The organism is Alicyclobacillus sp. SP_1 (assembly GCF_024706985.1).
GTDB lineage: Bacteria > Bacillota > Bacilli > Alicyclobacillales > Alicyclobacillaceae > Alicyclobacillus_I.
The window spans coordinates 234660-253273 of sequence record NZ_JAMCCX010000017.1 but is presented as its reverse complement, the minus strand read 5'-3'; the positions used below and the strand labels follow the sequence as shown (position 1 = coordinate 253273).

Here is an 18614-nt window from a genome sequence, read left to right as displayed (position 1 = left end):
TCATGCCATTCTCCACGCCGGGTCAGCGAGCCGCCATCTACGTACGCGTGTCGACCGACAGTGACGCCCAAAAAGACTCTCCTGACAATCAAATTGCGACCTGCAAAGAATATGCACAAGAACATGACATGACCGTCTCGTCCGAGTTTATCTACAACGATGCGGGCGTCTCCGGTACGGAGATGGAGCAGCGCAGAGAGGTCCAGCGTCTTCTCCACGACGCCCGGTGCGGCCGGTTCGATGTGGTGTTATTCGTCGCAATTTCTCGATTTAGCCGCGACTTAAGTGACGCCTTACAGATGAAGAAGCGACTCGAAACCGTCTACGGCATTCGCATGGTCAGCATTGAAGAAGGATACGACTCAGCCATCGACGGCAGGAACTCGGAAATGGTCTTTACCGTTCATGCCATGCTCGCCGCGCACAAGAGCCAAGAGATGTCGAAAGCCATTCAGCGCGGGCTGCGTCAATCCGCTAAGCGTGGGCGGCACACGGGTAACATTGCCCCTTTTGGCTATGCAAAGGGATCAGACGGACGCTTGCGTCTCGACCCCATGACGGCACCGATTGTCGTAGACATTTTCCAAATGTATCAGTCGGGTCTTGGCTGCCAGGCCATTGCCCGCATTTTAAACGACCGCCACGTGCCGACGGCGAGCGTCTTGGCTGCGCGCCGCGAGACGCTCTGGCAGGCGTCTACTGTCCGCAACATGCTGCGCAATCCGGTCTACATCGGAACGATTGTCGCTCATCGTTACACGAGTCTGCCCGATGTTACGCAATCGAGACAAGCGGACAGTCGTATTACGCGCTTGCAGACCCGCGACGAAGATGAATGGATTTCCGTCGAACACGCACATCCGTCGATTGTCGACTTACCGCTGTTTTCAGCGGTCCAGTCTTTAATGGACGACAAATCCCAAAACAAGGGGCTGAAACAAACCTCGAATCTGTTGGCTGGCAAACTCTACTGCCGCGAATGCCAAAGCAAGATGGTCATTGTCAGCAGTCGTCCCCGAAAATCGCGGACCTATCGCTACATCGTTTGTTCTCGAGTACGACGTCTTGGTCCAAAAGCTTGTGAAAATCACGCGAAGTTGAGATACGAGGACGTGATTGGCGCCGTTTTGCAGCAACTGCAAGCGCAATTGCTGTCCTGTGCGAATGAAATTGCCCCGTTGGTGAGCGTTCTTTTACAGGCAACCGAGCGTGGCGCCATCTCCGGCACAAGCGGAGCAGAGGCTGCCAATCGGCGTCTTTACACCCTGGAACAAGAGTTGGCAAGGAACTTGAAGGCTCAGCGCAACAACCTAGAAGCGATGCAGCAGGGTCTGTTTTCGCCCGCTGTCATCGAAAACAGCCAAGCTGAGTTGCGGCGGGCCGAGGCATACTTGCGTGCCGAAATGAAGCGCCTGTCCACCGAGGATATCGACAAAACGGCAGCCGTTGAGGCCGAGCAAAACAAAGCCCTAGAGACAGTCGTCTCTAGGGTCATTACTCTGGCCGACCATCTCCACGAATACACTGTGGTAAGTCAGCGACGGTTCCTCGATGTATTCGTCGCGGCCCTCTGGGTCGACCATGGCGCCAACGTCGACGTTCTCTGGACATGGCGAGCGAACCATCCTGCCGTTAGGTAGTAGACGGCTGAAGTGTGCCTGTGCCAGCATTGCCCGGTCCTTTTGCTCCTCCCGCGGTCGCCGGCGGAGAACTGGGTGGCGCGCCGTTCCCACGATTCGGCGGAGTCGATGCGGGTGCGCCCGTGCTGGTCGATCCGTTACTGCCCCCGGACCCATTGGCTCCACTCGCAGGATTCGTTGCACCCGGTGCGCTCTGTGTACCACCTGCTCCGCCGCTCGTCGGATTCTGTCCCGGTCCGCCCGGAGGCTCCGTTCCCGTAGCTCCCGCTCCTGTTCCCGGACCCGTCGTCGCTGGCTGGATGTTGCTCTCACCATAAGTCACAGTGACCGCCGGCCCAATTGGGAATCCTGTATCCGGGCCAACGGCTTGGATGGTATAGACGTATGCTCCATTCTCGCTCACATCAGCGTTGAAGAACGACGTCTTCGCCGTCTTTCCTAATCGAACCGTCGCCCCAGATTGCGCCGCCGACCCATTGGAAGGCGAAGCAGCACTTGCCGATCCGCTCGAAGAAGTCGACCCGTTTCCTGCACCAGTGGCATTGGAACTTGTCGTGCTGCTCGCTCCAGTTGTGCTGCTCACTCCGCCCGTGCTAGTACTACTCGGAACGTTTTGGGCAATCGAGGTCGTCCCTGAAAATAACGTCTTCCTCGTCACCACAAAATCCACTGGAACGGTAGACTTCGACGTCCAAGACAACTCGACACCATTCGTCGCAGAACTCCATACCGCCATCGGATGGGCAATCGGCGTGGGCAAATGATAAGCCGCCAGCCGCTCTCCCTGGCTTTCCGGAAATGGCCCTTGCGCAAAGTGCTCCGGCTGCATATGCTCCGTCGACAACTTAAAGACCTCATGCAAAATCATGCCAGCATTCCAGGCTGGATCTACGTGCGTCGCGTTCCACAGCAAGTGATGCGCAGCGTCCGAATTATCGTAGCCCACATAGGCCGCACCAACCATATTCGGCAAATACCCGCAAAACCAGCCGTCACTCACCCAAGTGGAATGGCCCACGGAAGAATACTGCTGTGTCCCCGACTTACCGGCGGTGCCCCAGCCCTTTACGCCAATCACTCCGTCGATGCCATAATCCACATCGTCTTGTAACAAACTCGTCATCGTCCGAGCAGTGCTCGGGCTCATGATGGTTTTAGCCGAACGCTGAAATTGATAGATGACCTGACCACGGTCGTTGACAATGGAATCAATCAGGTGCGGTGCCATCTGCACCCCACCGTTGTCAAACGGTTCATAGGCACGCGCCATCTGCCAGGGATTCACACCGTGTTGAATTCCGCCAATGGCAATCGACAGATGATGTTGATCCGCCGTCGTCAAATGAATGCCATCGCGCATAGCAAAGTCCGCACCCGTCTTAATGCCAATAGCATTCAACAGCCAGACCGAAGCCACATTCTGGGAATCCTCCAGCCCATACTGCAAGGTGGCATAGTGAGGAGCGTTGTAATTCCAGTTTTGCGGGTCATAGTCTCCGTCAAAATTCTGCGGCTGGTCATCGAGAATGGACGTCGGTCCCCATTTACCGGTCTGAATAGCGGGGCCATAATCCATCACGGGTTTAATGGTCGATCCCGGTAGACTATAGGAATACACTCGGTCAAGCCCGAGGCGAACGAATCCTTGCTTACGCGACCCTGCTGCGCCAAGAACTCCCCCGGTCTTGGGGTCGAGCACAACAGCGCCACCTTCTGGCACAATCCCTTTCGTCGGACCCGGCCACAAGTGGTCGTAATTGGTGCTCCAAAAGACGATGTGAAACGCGTGTTGCACTGTTGGATTGATACTCGTGTAAATTTTCAACCCGCCTTGCAGCAATTCTGCTTCCGAGATACCTTGCTTCGCGGCGTAACTGAATAAGAAGTTGGTAAATAGAGGATGCTCGGTCCATGGGTCTCCCGGAAGAGAATGGTACGAGGCATGGATGGGCTGTTTGGCCGCTTTCGCAGCTACTTTGGGACTCAGGCCGCCGTACCGTACCATGTTTTCAAGTACCGTGTTGCGACGTGCCAAAGCTGCCTTTGGATGCAAGAGTGGATTGTAGCCGCTTGGGGCTTGCAGCATTCCCGCCAACAGAGCCGCATCATCCAACGTCAACGCCTTTGGGTCTTTCGCCAAATTAATTCCAAAGTAGCGCCATGCCGCTGCATTCATTCCAACCGCATTCTCGCCCATAAAAACATGGTTGACATACATGGCTAGAATTTCTTGCTTGGTATAGTAGCGGCTTAAATCCACCCCAAGAAGGACTTGTTTCAACTTTCGAATCAAGGTCTTTTTATCGGTGAGATACAAGATTTTCGCCAACTGCTCTTGAATGGTGCTTCCGCCTTCGGCATAACTGTCTGTGGTCATGTCTACGACGGCGGAGCGTAAAATGCCTTTGACGTCGATGCTACTGCTGGTCCAAAAACTATGGTCCTCAGTGGAGACAATCGCATTTTGAAGAACTTTAGGAATTTGCGCGTACGTCAAATTCGGCATTCTCTGACTGGATAACGTGAGATACGGCTTGCCGAATCGGTCGTATACTTCGGTGGGCTGCTCGATGGCAGCTAACTGTGGTCGCTTAAACGGCATAAACCGAACCAACAGTAACGACCCACCCACCACTAGGAGCACAATAGCGACAAAAACAAAGACAATCGTCAAAACAAACCTTTTCCAACTTAATACCAACCGCATGGTATCTGTTGACCTCCCTCAATGCAGATGCATCGGCACGCGGCCAATGTTCCCTGCGCTCAGGACAAACGTCACCAAGCTTACCTGCTATGCCACTCATTGTAACATGACTGTAATACGTCACAACACCCACTCCGGCCCAACTTGTCGAAGAGTGTCTATTCGTGGCGACTAACAGCTCACTCCACCACTGGCAACATGACATTAGAGATGTGATTTCGAACAGTCTTCTCACTGACAAACAATTGGGACGCAATGTCCTTGGTCGTTTTGTCCTGCACAAGCAATTCAAATACTTCCCGCTCTCGGTTCGTCAATAGTGACTTCGAATGTAAGTCATTACCCGGTGACATCCCATTTATCCCTCCCTGCCGCATTCAGTACAAGAGTGGGATACAGTCAGGGTTATAGTATGATGGCACGTTCTGCCGCGTGTCAGAAGACCTGGATTATGGGCAGGGTACATTCCCTGTGCAAATTCCACTCTTCCTGCTCATAAGGCTTTATAATGATAAAAATACCGTTTGGCACCTCATCGTTCCTTGAGAAAGGCGGTTCATCCATGTCCACGCCACTGGCACCGAGAACACTTGGCCCAACGGGTCCAACTATTTCCGCGATTGGACTGGGATGTTGGCAGTTCAGTCTAGGCAAAGGGATGGCCGGGAGATTTTGGCCAACTCTGGAACTGTCCACGATTCAAGATATCGTTCAAGCCAGTTTGGAGGGAGGCATCAACTGGTTTGACACTGCGGAGCTCTATGGACGCGGAGAGTCAGAAAAGTCGCTCGCGCACGCTTTGGTCGAAAATCGAGTTCAACCCGGACAAGTGACGATTGCGACCAAGTGGTGGCCCATGGCCCGCGGCACGGGACATCTGCTGTCGTCCATCAATACGCGTTCAAACTGTCTGGCCCCTTACGACATTGACCTCTATCAAATTCACCAGCCCTATGCTTTAGCCAGCATGCGCAGTCAGATGGACGCTATGGCTCAACTCGTCCACGAGGGAAAAATAAAACAAGTTGGTGTGAGTAACTTCAACGCCTCGCAGATGCGCCTAGCCCATAAAATATTGGCCAAACACGGAATTCCCTTGGCAAGCAACCAAGTCAAATATAGCTTGCTCGACCGCAAAATCGAACGCAATGGTGTTTTGGAAGTAGCGAAGGAACTGAACATCACTATCATCGCTTACTCGCCGTTGGAACAAGGCCTATTGACCGGCCGCTTTCACCAAGATAGCACTGATTCTCGTCCACTGACGGGGCCACGCAAATTCCAGTCCAAATTTCGTGGAGCGGCGATTGAGTCGACACGCAATCTCATCGAGACATTGGCATCCATCGCTGAGCAATACGGCAAAACCGTCAGTCAAATCGCACTCAACTGGTTGGTGAGCAGACACGGGCACACCGTCGTTGCTATCCCAGGAGCATCCAAAGTATACCAAGCACGGGACAACGCAGGAACTCTCCAATTTTCTCTAACCGAAAGCGACCTCGCAAGGATAGACGCCGAAAGCCGAAAAGTCTTGTCCATGTAACCATCGGCACACAAGTGGTAAAAAGCTATACGAATGGGAAGGCTCTGAACCACGCCGCTAACGCGCCGTGGTTCCACCATCCACGCAGAGAATTTGGCCAGTCGTGTAATCGGACGCCGACGATGCAAAATACACTGCGGCTCCCTGTAAGTCTTCATCCGACCCATAGCGCTTCAAGGGTATTCCGGACAAGATGTGATCTCCGCGCGCTGCCAACACATCTTTGGTCATTTTTGTCGGAAAGAATCCTGGTGCAATGGCATTGACATAAATTCCATATCTCGCCCACTTCACTGCAAGGTCTTTCGTTAATGTAATAATGCCGCCTTTACTAGCGTTGTAAGGAACCGCATCGAGCCCTTCTGGGTCCGTTCCGCGAAGTCCGGCGACAGAAGCGATGTTGATGATCTTACCGCCGTTCCCGTCCTTCATGACCCTCGCCACAGCTTGAGACATCAAAAACGTGCCTGTGAGATTCGTGTCTATCACTTTCTTCCACGCATCCAAAGGCATCTCTAAAGCAGGGGCTCCCCACGAGGCGCCCGAATTGTTCACCAAAATGTCAATCTTGCCAAACTCAGAAACCACGCGCTTGACGACGTCTTTGACAGAGCCTTCATCGGTCACATCTAACTCAAGGCCAAGCGCTCGTCCGCCCCTTTCTTGCAGCTCTCGTGCAGACTCCTCACAAGCCGATAAACGTCTCGAGCCAAGCACAACCGTTGCGCCAATCGCTTGATAAGCGCGCGCAATCTGCAAACCAAGTCCACGTCCACCGCCAGTAATCAGCGCAATTTTGCCATCCAAACGAAACCTGTCAAGAACCGACACCATTCATTCCCCCTTCTGACTCATGCGCCGTTGACTCGGACGCAGGCCACCTATGCCCGTCCATTGTGGCATAGGCGGCCTTGCAATTCCACGAAACGCGGGCACCCTCCAAGCGACGCAGGCTCACGGGAATGGCCATGCTCTTGAATCACTCGGGAGATGAAGTATAATACTTAAGGACTTGTAATGATGTTATATTCTTAATCAAACATGCTCTCCTGCATGCTCTCCTGCATGCTCTCCTGGATGAAACGTCTCGAAAGAGAGGTGGCGGTATCATGAGAGACGGTATTCCGATGTACCAAAAAATGAAGCGGCAATTAATGGAGGACATCGAGGCTGGTCGCTGGCCAAGCGGCCAAATGCTTCCCTCCGAAGCAGAATTGTCGGAGCTTTTTCACGTCAGTCGCACTACGGTTCGTCAAGCTATCGGCGACCTCGTATCGATGGGCTACGTCACGCGCCAGCAAGGTAAGGGAACATTCGTGGCTGATGCTCGCGCGTCGTTTACCGCCTCGAGCCTGTACGGCTTTGCCGAAGAGTTGCGGCAGCGTGGAGAATCCGTCAACATCAACATTTTATCCATTCGTCGAATGGTGAAAGAGGAGAGTCCGGACACACTACCATGGTCCAAAGAGGAACCGACTCTGTATCTCCATCGCATTGCAGACATTCAAGGCGTAGTACACTTTCAAGAAATTTCTTATCTACGCCTTCCTGACCAAGCAGACATTGGAGCCTGGGAACGGGGCGACGAGACGTTCGAGCACGTGTACGGCTTTTTTGAGCGAAATGGCGTGAAAATTGCATCGGGAGTGCAGACGCTCCATGCCGACTTGGCTCAACCACTGCATGCGGAGAGGTTGCAAATTCTTCCTGGTGCACCCATTTTGGTCGTAGAGCGCACTTCTCAAAACGACTGTGGTGATCCTGTGGAGTACTCGATTGTCCACTACCCTGGCGAACGTTATCGCTATGAGGTGAAGCTCCTTCGAAAGAGCAGACTCCAGCCGCTTGCTGGCGAGGAAACCTCTCGTGGTCATGAAATTCAACTGGAGCGGCAAGGCCTCTCTGATTCTGTAACGGAAGGATGAAGAGTCGATGAGCGCACATCGAGACCCGAAACCACCGATTGACTCTAACTCAGAAACAAAAGGAAAGAGCTTTCTCGAGCGGTTGCCACTAGCATCCGTCAGCAATCGTAAGGGATACCACTGGTTTGTCGTCGCAACGGTCTGCATTGGCGCGTTTATGGCAGCCGTCGATGCCAGTATCGTCAACATTGCGCTACCCACGATGCAGCGCAGTTTTCACACCACCATGAGTTCGGTCGAATGGGTTAGTCTGACGTATCTTTTGACGCTCGCGGCACTTATTGTGCCCCTCGGACGACTCGCCGACATTCTTGGGCGGCGGTGGATGTACACCATTGGATTCACGGTCTTCATCGTAGGGTCATTTCTTTGTGGTATCACCCCATCTCTCGCCGTTCTGAATGCTTCCCGTGTCTTGCAGGCCATTGGTGCGGCCATGCTGCAAGCGAATAGCGTCGCCATCATCACCGCCGCCACACCACAACACGACCGTGGCAAGGCCATCGGAATTCAAGGGAGCGCTCAAGGTGTGGGACTATCGTTTGGTCCTGCTATCGGCGGTGTTATCCTATCGACCTTGGGATGGCGCTGGATTTTCTTTGTGAACGTGCCCGTGGGCATTATCGGCACTATTTTAGGTATCCTGCTTTTGCCGAAGGATAAAAAATCCACGGAGAAAAAGGAGCCATTCGACTACTGGGGAGCAGCGTTGCTCGTTCCCGCTTTAGTCGGCTTGTTCTACTTTATCCAAGAAGTGAATGCACAAGGATTGACGGCTATCACGGTCATGACCGCATTGATTGTCGCCGTCATCGGACTCACCGCCTTCATCATGTTGGAGCGCAAGCGGCTGGCTCCGATGTTGGACCTAAAGCTCTTCAAAATACCGCAAATCGCAGTCGGCAACACGACTGGGGTCATGTCCTTCGCCTGTATGTACGCAGTCATTCTCTTAGGTCCCTTCTTTCTTGACCACATCTCCCATCTGAACCCGCTGACATCCGGTCTCTACATGACCATCGTGCCGCTTGGACTGACCATTTTCACACCATTGGCTGGCGCTCTAGCGGACCGCTATGGGACGCGACTTCTGACCATGGGCGGCATGCTGGCCAGTGCGCTCGGATGCCTGGCGCTTGCGTTTATGGGTGGTAGCCTCACTCACCTGTTCTTGATTGTCGGATTGTTCTTGGTCGGAACGGGTCTCGGACTGTTTACACCGCCCAACAACAGCAGCGTCATGAGCAGTTCTCCACCCAATCGTCTCGGTGTAACGGGCGGTATTTTGAACATGGCTCGGACACTCGGTATGGGACTTGGAATCACACTTGGCGGTGTATCGTATCAGGTGATGTTGCGCATCATCGGTGCCGCTAGCCCAGCGACCGCAACCATGCATCAGATGCGCGAGGCCTATCACTGGGCATTTATCATTGCAGGTATCGTCGCGTTCATTGCAATGATACTTTCGTCCAGTAAAAAGTCGAATCAATCGGGGCATAAAATCGACAAAGAAACGATGGAACAATTGTCCGGATTCCATTAATCACCGTTCGAGGACGTCCCACTCGAAAGCATAAGATGCCATGCCATAGTTCATCCTCTGAAGAAGGAGAATCCGCTGATACGTCTCTCCAGCGGCCTGATGGGAGGATGTGGCATGGCATCTGAGGCAATTTGGTATCTGGGGTTGTTCATTTTTATTTTTCTCTTGACGGGGTTACTCCGCAAAGTACTGCCGAAATACGATTTGTGGGGATTTACCAAAGACAAGTTCACCATCGCCAACATTCCTCCGGGAGGTATGGCGCACGGAGCGGATGAACCATATCAGCTCGCGCGAATGGTCGCCGACGCGAAAGAGAATCCGCCAGCCACGGCGGAAGACATCGGGTATCAGTTGTTTCGCTGGCTTCAACCCACCGCGCCGCATCTTCCGAGTACGCTTGCAGCAGCCGATGTCATTCACCGTGAGTATCTCTACTTACAGACGTTTGTCTTAGAGTACTCCGTCCACAAAAAGTTGCCCGACACGTCCATCTCCGAGCGTATTCTGTGCAAATTTTGGGGGTATTTTCGGGATGCGGCACCCTACACAGACGACATCCAAACGCGCTTAGACCGCTATACCGCCATCGCCCAGCAAGCAAATTCCAAGGCGGCTGTAGCAGAAGCCATCGGACAGCAATTTGCGGACGAATGTGGCCAACCTGCAGACAAGCGGCTTAAGCACATGGGCTCTGAGACGTATCGACGACTGAGCGAGCGTGTACACCAGTTGCTTCTTCTCTCAGCCGACGCAATCTCGCACTGACGATGCATGGCGTTGACCATGTGTCGCCGGGCGATCCGATGAGTGCGTCACAGCTCTCTTCGGGAACTCGCTTCCAGCTCTCAATCAAGCCCGTCAAGCTATGCGCTCGGTCTCAGGCTTTGGCTTCGCGACTCGTTCACTGTCAGTATGCACGAATGGGGGATGTCGCGAGGTACTCTTCTCGTTCCATGATGAGCGTGGAACGTGGGTCCACGCGATGTCGCTCTACGGCTTCTCGAGCACACGTGTCCGAGCAAAAACCTGCGTAACGCTCATGACACGTACGACAACATAAATGCCGACGATGGCAGTCCAAATAAGCACAATTGATGTGAGCATCCGTTGGTTCACCACAATGCTCGCATTTTGCAATCAGCACATCCTCTTCCGTGTGATTGACACGAATGCTCATGCGCTCGTCAAAGACGTAGCATCGACCCTCGAAGCCACGCCCTCGAATGGCCGGATCCTGAGAATACTGCACAATCCCGCCATCCAGCTGATAGACATCGGAAAAACCGCGATCGAGCAAATAGGCAGACAACTTCTCACAGCGTATGCCACCCGTACAGTAAGTCAGTATTTTCTTGCCGGCGAGTTCCTCTTGATGGGCATTCACCCACGCTGGAAAGTCCCGGAACGTTTCAACATCCGGCAACAATGCCCCGCGAAAGTGGCCTAACTCCGACTCGTAGCGATTTCTTCCATCCACCACAATGACGTCGTCTTGGGACATCATCTCATAAAATGCCTTCGGGCTGATGTGAACCCCTGTGCGAACTTCAGGATGAATGGGCGCATCGGCCTCAAAACGCACAATCTCACGCGTGACGCGAATGCGCAATCGGTCAAAGGGTGGTGCGTCCACAACATCTTCTTTAAACGCAATGTCGGTAAACCTACGGTCCTCTCGCAAGGCTTGCTGATATGCCGCCGTCTGCAACACAGGACCCGACACAGTGCCATTTAACCCTTCGGTTGCCACTAGAATTCGTCCCACAAGACCAAGTTCCTCGCACAGTCTCAGGTGGCTTTCGGCAAACTCCTGTGGGTCTGGTATCTGCACATATTTGTAGTAAAGCAATAGACGATAGTCCAACAATCCTCGTCACCTCTACCCGTGATTATACCACGGTGAAAACGATGTAGCATTGCTCACATCTCACCTCTTGTTTCCCTGCACCGTCCATGGCCGGGTCCGCCTGCGACTCTGCTGTGTCATTCTCCATGCTCACTTTTCGGCATCCGCTCGTTCTTTTTGCCACCACACCTCAACGTCGTGCAGCACCGTACCGATGGTAGGGCCGTTCGGAGAGGTGCTTGTACTATGGTCGTGGATAGCTGCAGTCGCCGTCCACGAAGTCAGAGCCGCCGCTGCCACAAACATGCCTGCCTCCATTGCCCGGGGAAGACGCAATCGCACCTCACACCTTTCTCTTCTGTTTAACCTTCCCATAGAGTGCGGTTCTTAAACAGGTGGGCAGTTCGAAAAGAGCATGCAATCTCGTCATTCTGCCAATCTTCATGGACGCCGAAGTGTGGAGATGAGCATCGTCACTTCAGGCCGTCCGTCCATCTCCAAACACCGGAACACACAAAAACAACAGGCACTGCCCGCCATCCGGACAGCATACCTGTTGTTCGCTGTAAAGGACATCGGCAGGGCTATTGACTGTATACAGCGATACAGCCTGCCTGCCGATGATATAAAATCGGTCCATAGCCGTCCTGCGTAGCTTAGCGATGCAACCATGCTCCGATGGCGTGATACGTCACCTGTCGATTCATCGCAGCAATGGAGGTCGTTAGCGGAATCCCCTTTGGACAGACTTGTACGCAGTTCTGGGAGTTACCGCACTCTTGAATACCACCCTCGCCCATCAAAGCTGTCAATCGCTCTTCCCGGTGCATTGCACCCGTCGGATGCGCATTGAACAGCCTTGCTTGGGATATGGCGAAAGGTCCGATGAAGGAATTACGGTCATTCACATTGGGACATGCTTCCACGCAAGCACCACAAGTGAAACAGCGCGAGAGCTCATACGCCCATTGCCTGTCTACCTCAGGCATTCTCGGGCCAGGACCAAGGTCGTAAGTCCCGTCTATAGGAATCCAAGCCTTAACCTTCTTCAAGGCTTCGAACATCCGACTGCGGTCCACCACCAAATCCCGAACGACGGGAAACGTCCGCGCAGGCTTAATGCGAATGGGCTGCTCTAATTTGTCCACAAGTGTGGTACACGCCTGCCGGGGTTTGTCGTTAATGACCATGGTACAGGCTCCACATATTTCCTCAAGGCAGTTCATCTCCCAAGTGACAGGAGCTACCTTGCGGCCCGACTTGCTCACGGGATTGCGTTGAATCTCCATCAGACAAGCAATCACATTCATGCCTGTCTTATACGGTATCACGAATTCTTCTTTGTATGGCGGCGAGTTTGGATCGTCTTGACGCTCAATGATGAGATGAACCTGTCTCGTCGGTGCTTCCGTTGCCGATACCTCTGTGGTAGGAACACTCATTCTTTTGTGGCCTCCTTACTCACCGCATAATTGCGCAGGCGAGGTTTTATCAGAGAGACGTCCACGTCTTCGTAAGTGATTTTCGGACCCTCCGGAGTGTAGGTCGCTAAAGTCGTCTTCAAGAAGTTTTCGTCATCACGGTCTGGGAATTCTGGCTTGTAATGCGCGCCACGACTCTCATTGCGAAGCAACGCCCCGTTCGTGACAGCTCTCGCCTCAATCAACATGTTTTTCAAATGGCGAGTGAATTGTGCCATTTGATTTTCCCAACGCGACTTGTCCACAACGCCAATTCGCTTGAAACGTTCTTGCAGCTCCATGATTTTGTCGTCTGTCTGCTTCAGTTTATCATTCTCGCGCACGACCGTGACATTCGCATTCATCCAATCGCCAAGCTCGCGATGCAACTGATACGGATTTTCGTCGCCCTCCATCTGGAGAATCTCCTCAAACTCATCCGTATATTTCTTCTCAAAACGGTCGTAGAGAGACTCCGGCAGAGAGTCAGCCGCCTTGCGCACATGGCTCGCGTACCGAACCGCATTAGGACCCGCAACCATGCCCCCATAAATGCAAGACAAGAGACTGTTCGCTCCTAAGCGATTGGCACCATGATATTGAAATTCACATTCGCCCGCAGCGAACAGACCGGGGATGTTGGTCATCTGGTCGATATCGACCCAAAGCCCGCCCATCGAATAGTGAACGGCTGGGAAAATCCGCATCGGAACTTTTCGCGGGTCATCGCCCACGAACTTTTCATAGATGTCCAAAATGTTTCCGAGCTTGACGTTGAGCACTTCGGCCGGCATATGCGACAAGTCCAGATATACCTGATTCTGACCATCGACGCCAAGCCCCATCTCCACGCAGACTTTGTGAATCGCTCGCGTCGCGATGTCGCGTGGCACCAAATTCCCGTATTCCGGATACATTTCTTCAAGAAAATACCACGGTTTACCGTCCTTGTATGTCCAAACTCGACCACCTTCGCCACGCGCTGACTCCGACATCAGACGCAACTTGTCGTCCCCAGGAATAGCGGTCGGATGAACCTGAATCATTTCTGGGTTGGCATAATAAACGCCTTGCTGGTAAAGCTCTGAGAGGGCCGATCCGGTATTAATCATGGAGTTCGTGCTCTTGCCGAAAATGAGTCCGTTGCCTCCCGTGCACATGACCACGGCGTCTGCACGGAACGAGCGAATCTCCATCGAGCGCAAATCTTGTGCGACAATTCCGCGGCAAACCCCTTCGTCGTCCAGAACGGCACCGAGGAAGTCCCAGCCTTCGTATTTTTGAACCAAACCTGCAACTTCATGCCGACGCACCTGCTCATCCAGCGCATAAAGCAACTGTTGTCCAGTAGAAGCGCCAGCAAACGCGGTGCGGTGGTGCTTTGTTCCTCCGAAGCGGCGGAAATCCAACAGGCCTTCAGGGGTGCGATTGAACATGACCCCCATGCGGTCCATCAAGTGGATGATGGCAGGAGCGGCTTCGCACATACCGAGCACTTGGCGCTGATTCGCTAAAAAATCCCCGCCGTACACGGTATCGTCCAAGTGCTCCCAGGGCGAGTCTCCCTCACCTTTGGTATTGACGGCTCCATTGATGCCGCCCTGAGCACAGACCGAGTGAGAGCGCTTGACAGGAACCAGTGAGAATAAATCAACGGTCATGCCACTCTCCGCGATTTTTATCGTCGTCATCAAGCCAGCAAGTCCACCGCCGACTACAATAATTCGTTGATTGCTCATGAAGCGTCCCTCCTTAGCCAGCGTGTGTAAAGGCGATGAGTGCGGCTATGCCGATACCAGCCAATACGACGAAAACGACCATACTGACCCAGCCGGTCACTCGCTGTGCGCGTTGCCCCACCGTGAGACCCCAGTGAATCCCAAACGACCACAGACCGTTTGAAAAGTGGAAAGTCGCAGCAACGACGCCCACAACCATAAACCAGAAATATGCAGGGTTCGAAACCAACTCATGGACCATTTCATAGGTTGCAGCATGTCCTGAAAAACGAGTCGTCCAGAGGTGGAAAATGATAAAAACAAACGTGATGACGCCGGTAATCCGCTGTAGGGCAAAGAGTAAATTTCGCCGCCAGGAATAATGTGTCGCGTTGTATCCAGACACGAAGGCAACATATAGACCGAAAATCGCGTGGTAGGTCAGCGGAACGAAAATAAAAAAGAACTCGATGTAGTGCAAAAACGGAATGGACTGGATGGCAGCTACTGCTTGGTTAAACGCGGCTGGCCCTTGAATCGCTGTTGCATTCGTTAAGAGGTGCTCAATTAGAAACAGCCCAACGGGAATGACACCTGCCAGGGTGTGCAAACGCCGCAAGACATACTCCGAGTGGCTTTGGGCTTTTGCCACATTTTCTCCCCCCTTCAAAGAGCGCTTCGCTTTCCGACAAAATCATTGGCAGCCTTCATAGCTGCCATCGGTAACGCCGCTCTAAATCCATATCGATTGTACTGATTGTCGAAATCGAGATCAAGAAAACCCACGTCTCTAGCACGTCAATTATGGAGAATGAGGTTCCGTGTTGTTCACAGTTTGTTCATTTTCTTGTTGGTCGATCCGTATATGTTGAAGGATAGTCTCTGCCAACCGATCACCAATGCCGAGTGCACGAAAATCTGACGCATCCGCGGTGCGCATCGCTCGAAGCGACCCAAAGTGTTTGAGGAGCGCTCGCTTGCGCGCTGGTCCCACCCCCGGAATACCGTCCAACACCGACTGCAGCCCTGTTTTGGACCGAACTTGACGGTGAAACGTAATCGCGTATCGGTGCACCTCCTCCTGCACTCTCTCGAGCAGATAGAAGGCTTGTGAGTGACGGTCTAATGGAACGGGCTGCTCCTCGTCGCGAAAAAACAACTGATGGGTGCGGTGGCGGTCATCTTTTGCTAGTCCACAGACCGGGATGTCGAGATCTAATTCATTTTCCAAGACATCTAAGACAGCTGCTAAGTGTGCCTTCCCACCATCAATGACAATTAATTCTGGCAACTGTAGTTTTTCTCTCAGCACGCGCAAATACCGTCTTCTCACCACTTCTCTCATGGACTCATAGTCGTCGGCACCTGCCACCGTCTTGATTTTATACTTTCGATACTCGCTTGGCAGAGGTTTCCCATCGACAAAGACCACCATGGCTGCAACTGGATTCGTTCCTTGAATGTTGGAGTTGTCAAACGCCTCAATACGGGTTGGAGTGGGAATGGCAAGCACATCGCCAAGTTCAAAGACGGCGCCAAGAGTACGGTCCATATCGCGTTCCATCAGTCGAAGCTTTTCCGTCAGTGCCACTTTCGCGTTTTCACACGCCAATTCCACCAACTGGCGTTTCTGTCCGCGCAGAGGGTGAAGGCACTTCGCTCCGAGCCAGTCCTCCAACGTCTCACTGGGAATCCCGTGTGGCAGCAAAATCTCTTTTGGAATGGTCGACCCCTGGTGATAGAACTGCTCGACGTAGGACAAAAAATCTTCCTCAGGAGCGGCATAGTGCTTGACGATAGATACAGAACGCTCAATGAGCTTCCCTGCTCGCACATAGAAGACTTGAAAACAAATGAGTCCCCGCTCGGCGTAATAGCCAAACACATCTCGGTCGACGAGGTCCGATACGGAAATTTTTTGCTCCTGCATCACCCGCTCCACGTGAGCGATTAAGTCGCGGAGTTCGGCGGCGCGTTCGAACTCCAGTCGCTCCGCAGCACTCTCCATCTGCTCTTGCAACTCGGCAAGGCGATGTGATTGACCACCGTTCAAAAACGAGGTCATCTCTTTAAGCATGGTTCGATATTGGTCTTCCTCGACCGGAAACTCGCAAGGCGCTAAGCACTGGCCAATGTGGTAATACAGACACACTTGCTTTTTGAGCGTCTTGCACTTGCGCAGCGGATAGAGCTTGTCAAGCAATTTTTTTGTCGCCTGCGCAGAAGAAGCATTCGGATAGGGACCAAAATATTTCGCTTTGTCGTTTTTAACCCTTCGCACAATTTCTAATTTCGGATGCCGCTCATGTGTGATTTTTATGTACGGGTACGTCTTGTCATCCCGCAACATGATATTGTACTGCGGAGAGTATTGCTTTATAAAATTACACTCGAGGACTAATGCTTCAACCACCGTATCGGTGACAACGTATTCAAAGTCGGCAATGCGCGATACCAACAACTGCGTCTTCGCGTCGTGCGATCCGGTAAAGTACGATTTCACCCGATTTTTGAGCACTTTCGCTTTTCCGACATAGATCACCACGCCACGCTCATCTTTCATCAGATAAACGCCGGGTTTATCGGGTAACAGTCGCAACTTGTCCGCCAGTTGTTCGTTCATGTTTTGCTACTCACTCCCTGAACTTCTTCGACCGCCAACTCTTGGTCATCCGATGTTCGTCCTTGAATCCATAGCACATACTTTCTCATGGCGTGAAAGAAGGTCACCTGCCCACTGAGATTGTAAGTACGGCCCGACGGATTGGACGCATCTGCCGACTCGAGGCGCCCAAGCACTACCCCGTATTGTGAGCGCGACGGAGAAACGAGATTCCGCTCTACCCACCACAAATCGCCTTTTTGGTCGTACAGCACCGAGTGCATTGCTCCATCGGTAGGAGGAGCCATCAGTGGCTCCACCAGTCCGTTCCACGACAAAAGCGTCCAGTTCGGCTTCGCTTGCCCTCCCTGCTTCTGGCCTGAATCGCTAACTTCGTCAAAAATCAGTCCCTGCGGCGTAGCTGCGGGATGTGACATGAGTCCAAACGAGCCCGGCAACTGCCCTACGTGTTGCAGGGCATGGAGCGGATCGGACCCATCAAAGCGATACACCTGAATGGGCAAAGGCACCGGAGTTTGTCCGGGTTTTTGCGCCACGGCTGACTGCACGACGAATCGCCCGGCGCCGACGGCAAACGTATAATGGGTCTGCTTCGTGTCCCGTGCCGAGAGAGACGAATACGTCCGGTACAAGCTCGATTGGCCAGAGCGAATGTTTTCTAAGTATATCTGCGTCAAATGAGGCTGCAAGGGCGCATGCGCCTGCTCCCAATTGACCTCGGCCACGAGCCAATTCGCCGTGGCGTAAAGAGACCATGACGAGATGGACCATGTGCGGTCCGCCTTCGACAATTCGACTGACGCCGTGGACGGTGGAATAAAGTCAATCACTTGGGTCGACGAAAGCGAAGACGGTAATGAGGAACCCGTGACCGCCAAAGGCGCTTCCGACAGCGACAAATTGGGCCAATTGTCGGCGGGAAGATTGAGTTTTGGGATGACCAGCTTTCCATCCGCGACCACTGCTTTTTGCAAGTGAAAGCGCCGCCAATCCACATCTTCTAGAGAGTATAAGGCGACGAGCCGCAAAGGACTACTCGTCCAGGGAGGATTGATTTTGGGGCTGCCAGCAGAGGTTCCCGGACTGGACGGGATGGGGGCTGGTGTTGGCCCCTCTAAATGTACGCCGACGGCTACGAAGGCGCCTCCCAGCAGAGTCACCAAAAGAAGGGCGAGAGGTGTCCAAATGGGCCCACGCTGTCGACGCATCGCTTCAGCTCGAACGATTGCTGCACGCATCTGCTGCAAAGTCAGATTTCGAATGGCAAGCGGCGGGGGCGGCAATTCTTCCCCCGTTGGTTGCTGTAAACCAGCGAGCGGCGCCTCACTGTTCCAGAGCATCTTTTCGACTCTCTGGCGTATAGACTCTTGGGGAAACTTAGGAATTGCTTCGGCAATACGAACAAACACCGACAAAAATTCACTTTCCGTCTGTTCCGAAGAGGGAGTTGCGGAGGACAGATTGGACCACAGCACCGGCCCATACTGGTCAAGAAGGACCTCGGCCAACTGCTCTCGCAGCATTAACGGACTTCTCGCCAGACGTCGCATGTCCAGTCCCCCTTGTCCATCCGCAATCGCAACATCTGCTCCGAAACAAA

At 53.1% G+C, this 18614-nt stretch carries 15 protein-coding genes and 1 pseudogene; 5 read left to right on the top strand and 11 right to left on the bottom strand.

Going from position 1 to position 18614, the window contains the following annotated elements:
• The first annotated feature begins 2 nt into the window (after positions 1-2).
• Entirely contained in the window at positions 3-1640 is a 1638-nt protein-coding gene (locus M4I36_RS05700) for a recombinase family protein (RefSeq protein ID WP_258110753.1), read from the top strand.
• Here M4I36_RS05700 and M4I36_RS05695 read toward each other — a convergent pair.
• Together M4I36_RS05695 and M4I36_RS05690 are read right to left on the bottom strand one after the other, a co-directional pair.
• The gene (locus M4I36_RS05695) at positions 1633-4347 is read right to left on the bottom strand and encodes a transglycosylase domain-containing protein (protein ID WP_258110752.1); all 2715 of its coding nucleotides are present in this window, start codon (positions 4345-4347) and stop codon (positions 1633-1635) included. The two genes, M4I36_RS05700 and M4I36_RS05695, sit on opposite strands and share 8 nt — an antisense overlap.
• Before the next feature lie 197 nt (positions 4348-4544).
• Positions 4545-4700: pseudogene (locus M4I36_RS05690) on the bottom strand (helix-turn-helix domain-containing protein); the annotation flags it as partial.
• Positions 4701-4909: 209 nt separating this feature from the next.
• Between M4I36_RS05690 and M4I36_RS05685 the strand changes: the two are divergent.
• Positions 4910-5893, top strand: coding sequence for an aldo/keto reductase (locus M4I36_RS05685; protein WP_258110751.1), 984 nt, complete (start codon positions 4910-4912; stop codon positions 5891-5893).
• A gap of 57 nt (positions 5894-5950) precedes the next feature.
• On the opposite strand, the gene M4I36_RS05680 is transcribed toward M4I36_RS05685, so the two are convergent.
• Complete coding sequence (locus tag M4I36_RS05680) at positions 5951-6724, bottom strand: SDR family oxidoreductase (RefSeq protein WP_258110823.1); 774 nt, start codon at positions 6722-6724, stop codon at positions 5951-5953.
• 278 nt (positions 6725-7002) lie between these two features.
• Between M4I36_RS05680 and M4I36_RS05675 the strand changes: the two genes are divergently transcribed.
• From M4I36_RS05675 to M4I36_RS05665, 3 genes are all read left to right on the top strand, one after another.
• Positions 7003-7818, top strand: coding sequence for a GntR family transcriptional regulator (locus tag M4I36_RS05675; RefSeq protein ID WP_258110750.1), 816 nt, complete (start codon positions 7003-7005; stop codon positions 7816-7818).
• Between the two features lie 7 nt (positions 7819-7825).
• Positions 7826-9364, top strand: a complete 1539-nt coding sequence (locus tag M4I36_RS05670; RefSeq protein ID WP_258110749.1) for an MFS transporter — start codon at positions 7826-7828, stop codon at positions 9362-9364.
• Between the two features lie 114 nt (positions 9365-9478).
• Positions 9479-10132 carry a hypothetical protein gene (locus M4I36_RS05665; protein ID WP_258110748.1) on the top strand — a complete coding sequence of 218 codons (654 nt, stop codon included), beginning with the start codon at positions 9479-9481 and terminating at the stop codon, positions 10130-10132.
• A 142-nt stretch (positions 10133-10274) separates the two neighbouring features.
• Here M4I36_RS05665 and trhO read toward each other — a convergent pair whose 3' ends face one another.
• The 8 genes from trhO to M4I36_RS05625 all read right to left on the bottom strand — a co-directional run bounded on the left by trhO (position 10275) and on the right by M4I36_RS05625 (position 18564).
• The gene (gene trhO, locus M4I36_RS05660; RefSeq protein ID WP_258110747.1) at positions 10275-11234 is read right to left on the bottom strand and encodes an oxygen-dependent tRNA uridine(34) hydroxylase TrhO; all 960 of its coding nucleotides are present in this window, start codon (positions 11232-11234) and stop codon (positions 10275-10277) included.
• 129 nt (positions 11235-11363) lie between these two features.
• Positions 11364-11519 carry a hypothetical protein gene (locus M4I36_RS05655; RefSeq protein ID WP_258110746.1) on the bottom strand — a complete coding sequence of 52 codons (156 nt, stop codon included), beginning with the start codon at positions 11517-11519 and terminating at the stop codon, positions 11364-11366.
• Positions 11520-11691: 172 nt separating this feature from the next.
• Positions 11692-11853, bottom strand: coding sequence for a hypothetical protein (locus tag M4I36_RS05650; protein ID WP_258110745.1), 162 nt, complete (start codon positions 11851-11853; stop codon positions 11692-11694).
• A gap of 16 nt (positions 11854-11869) precedes the next feature.
• Positions 11870-12655, bottom strand: coding sequence for a succinate dehydrogenase iron-sulfur subunit (gene sdhB, locus M4I36_RS05645; protein ID WP_258110744.1), 786 nt, complete (start codon positions 12653-12655; stop codon positions 11870-11872).
• Positions 12652-14412 carry a succinate dehydrogenase flavoprotein subunit gene (gene sdhA / locus M4I36_RS05640; RefSeq protein WP_258110743.1) on the bottom strand — a complete coding sequence of 587 codons (1761 nt, stop codon included), beginning with the start codon at positions 14410-14412 and terminating at the stop codon, positions 12652-12654. The genes sdhB and sdhA overlap by 4 nt, the downstream gene beginning before the upstream one ends.
• 13 nt (positions 14413-14425) lie before the next feature.
• A complete protein-coding gene (locus tag M4I36_RS05635; protein ID WP_258110742.1) occupies positions 14426-15043 on the bottom strand; it encodes a succinate dehydrogenase cytochrome b558 subunit in 618 nt (205 codons plus the stop codon).
• A gap of 150 nt (positions 15044-15193) precedes the next feature.
• Positions 15194-17014, bottom strand: a complete 1821-nt coding sequence (gene uvrC, locus M4I36_RS05630; RefSeq protein WP_258110741.1) for an excinuclease ABC subunit UvrC — start codon at positions 17012-17014, stop codon at positions 15194-15196.
• The gene (locus tag M4I36_RS05625) at positions 17011-18564 is read right to left on the bottom strand and encodes a hypothetical protein (protein WP_258110739.1); all 1554 of its coding nucleotides are present in this window, start codon (positions 18562-18564) and stop codon (positions 17011-17013) included. The genes uvrC and M4I36_RS05625 overlap by 4 nt, the downstream gene beginning before the upstream one ends.
• Positions 18565-18614 lie beyond the last annotated feature (50 nt).

Coding starts and splice junctions, on each gene's coding strand:
- M4I36_RS05700 (WP_258110753.1), top strand. CDS start 3: ATGCCATTCTCCACGCCGGGTCAGCGAGCCGCCATCTACGTACGCGTG.
- M4I36_RS05695 (WP_258110752.1), bottom strand. CDS start 4,347: ATGCGGTTGGTATTAAGTTGGAAAAGGTTTGTTTTGACGATTGTCTTT.
- M4I36_RS05685 (WP_258110751.1), top strand. CDS start 4,910: ATGTCCACGCCACTGGCACCGAGAACACTTGGCCCAACGGGTCCAACT.
- M4I36_RS05675 (WP_258110750.1), top strand. CDS start 7,003: ATGAGAGACGGTATTCCGATGTACCAAAAAATGAAGCGGCAATTAATG.
- M4I36_RS05670 (WP_258110749.1), top strand. CDS start 7,826: ATGAGCGCACATCGAGACCCGAAACCACCGATTGACTCTAACTCAGAA.
- M4I36_RS05665 (WP_258110748.1), top strand. CDS start 9,479: ATGGCATCTGAGGCAATTTGGTATCTGGGGTTGTTCATTTTTATTTTT.
- M4I36_RS05655 (WP_258110746.1), bottom strand. CDS start 11,519: ATGTTTGTGGCAGCGGCGGCTCTGACTTCGTGGACGGCGACTGCAGCT.
- M4I36_RS05650 (WP_258110745.1), bottom strand. CDS start 11,853: ATGGACCGATTTTATATCATCGGCAGGCAGGCTGTATCGCTGTATACA.
- sdhB (WP_258110744.1), bottom strand. CDS start 12,655: ATGAGTGTTCCTACCACAGAGGTATCGGCAACGGAAGCACCGACGAGA.
- sdhA (WP_258110743.1), bottom strand. CDS start 14,412: ATGAGCAATCAACGAATTATTGTAGTCGGCGGTGGACTTGCTGGCTTG.
- uvrC (WP_258110741.1), bottom strand. CDS start 17,014: ATGAACGAACAACTGGCGGACAAGTTGCGACTGTTACCCGATAAACCC.
- M4I36_RS05625 (WP_258110739.1), bottom strand. CDS start 18,564: ATGCGACGTCTGGCGAGAAGTCCGTTAATGCTGCGAGAGCAGTTGGCC.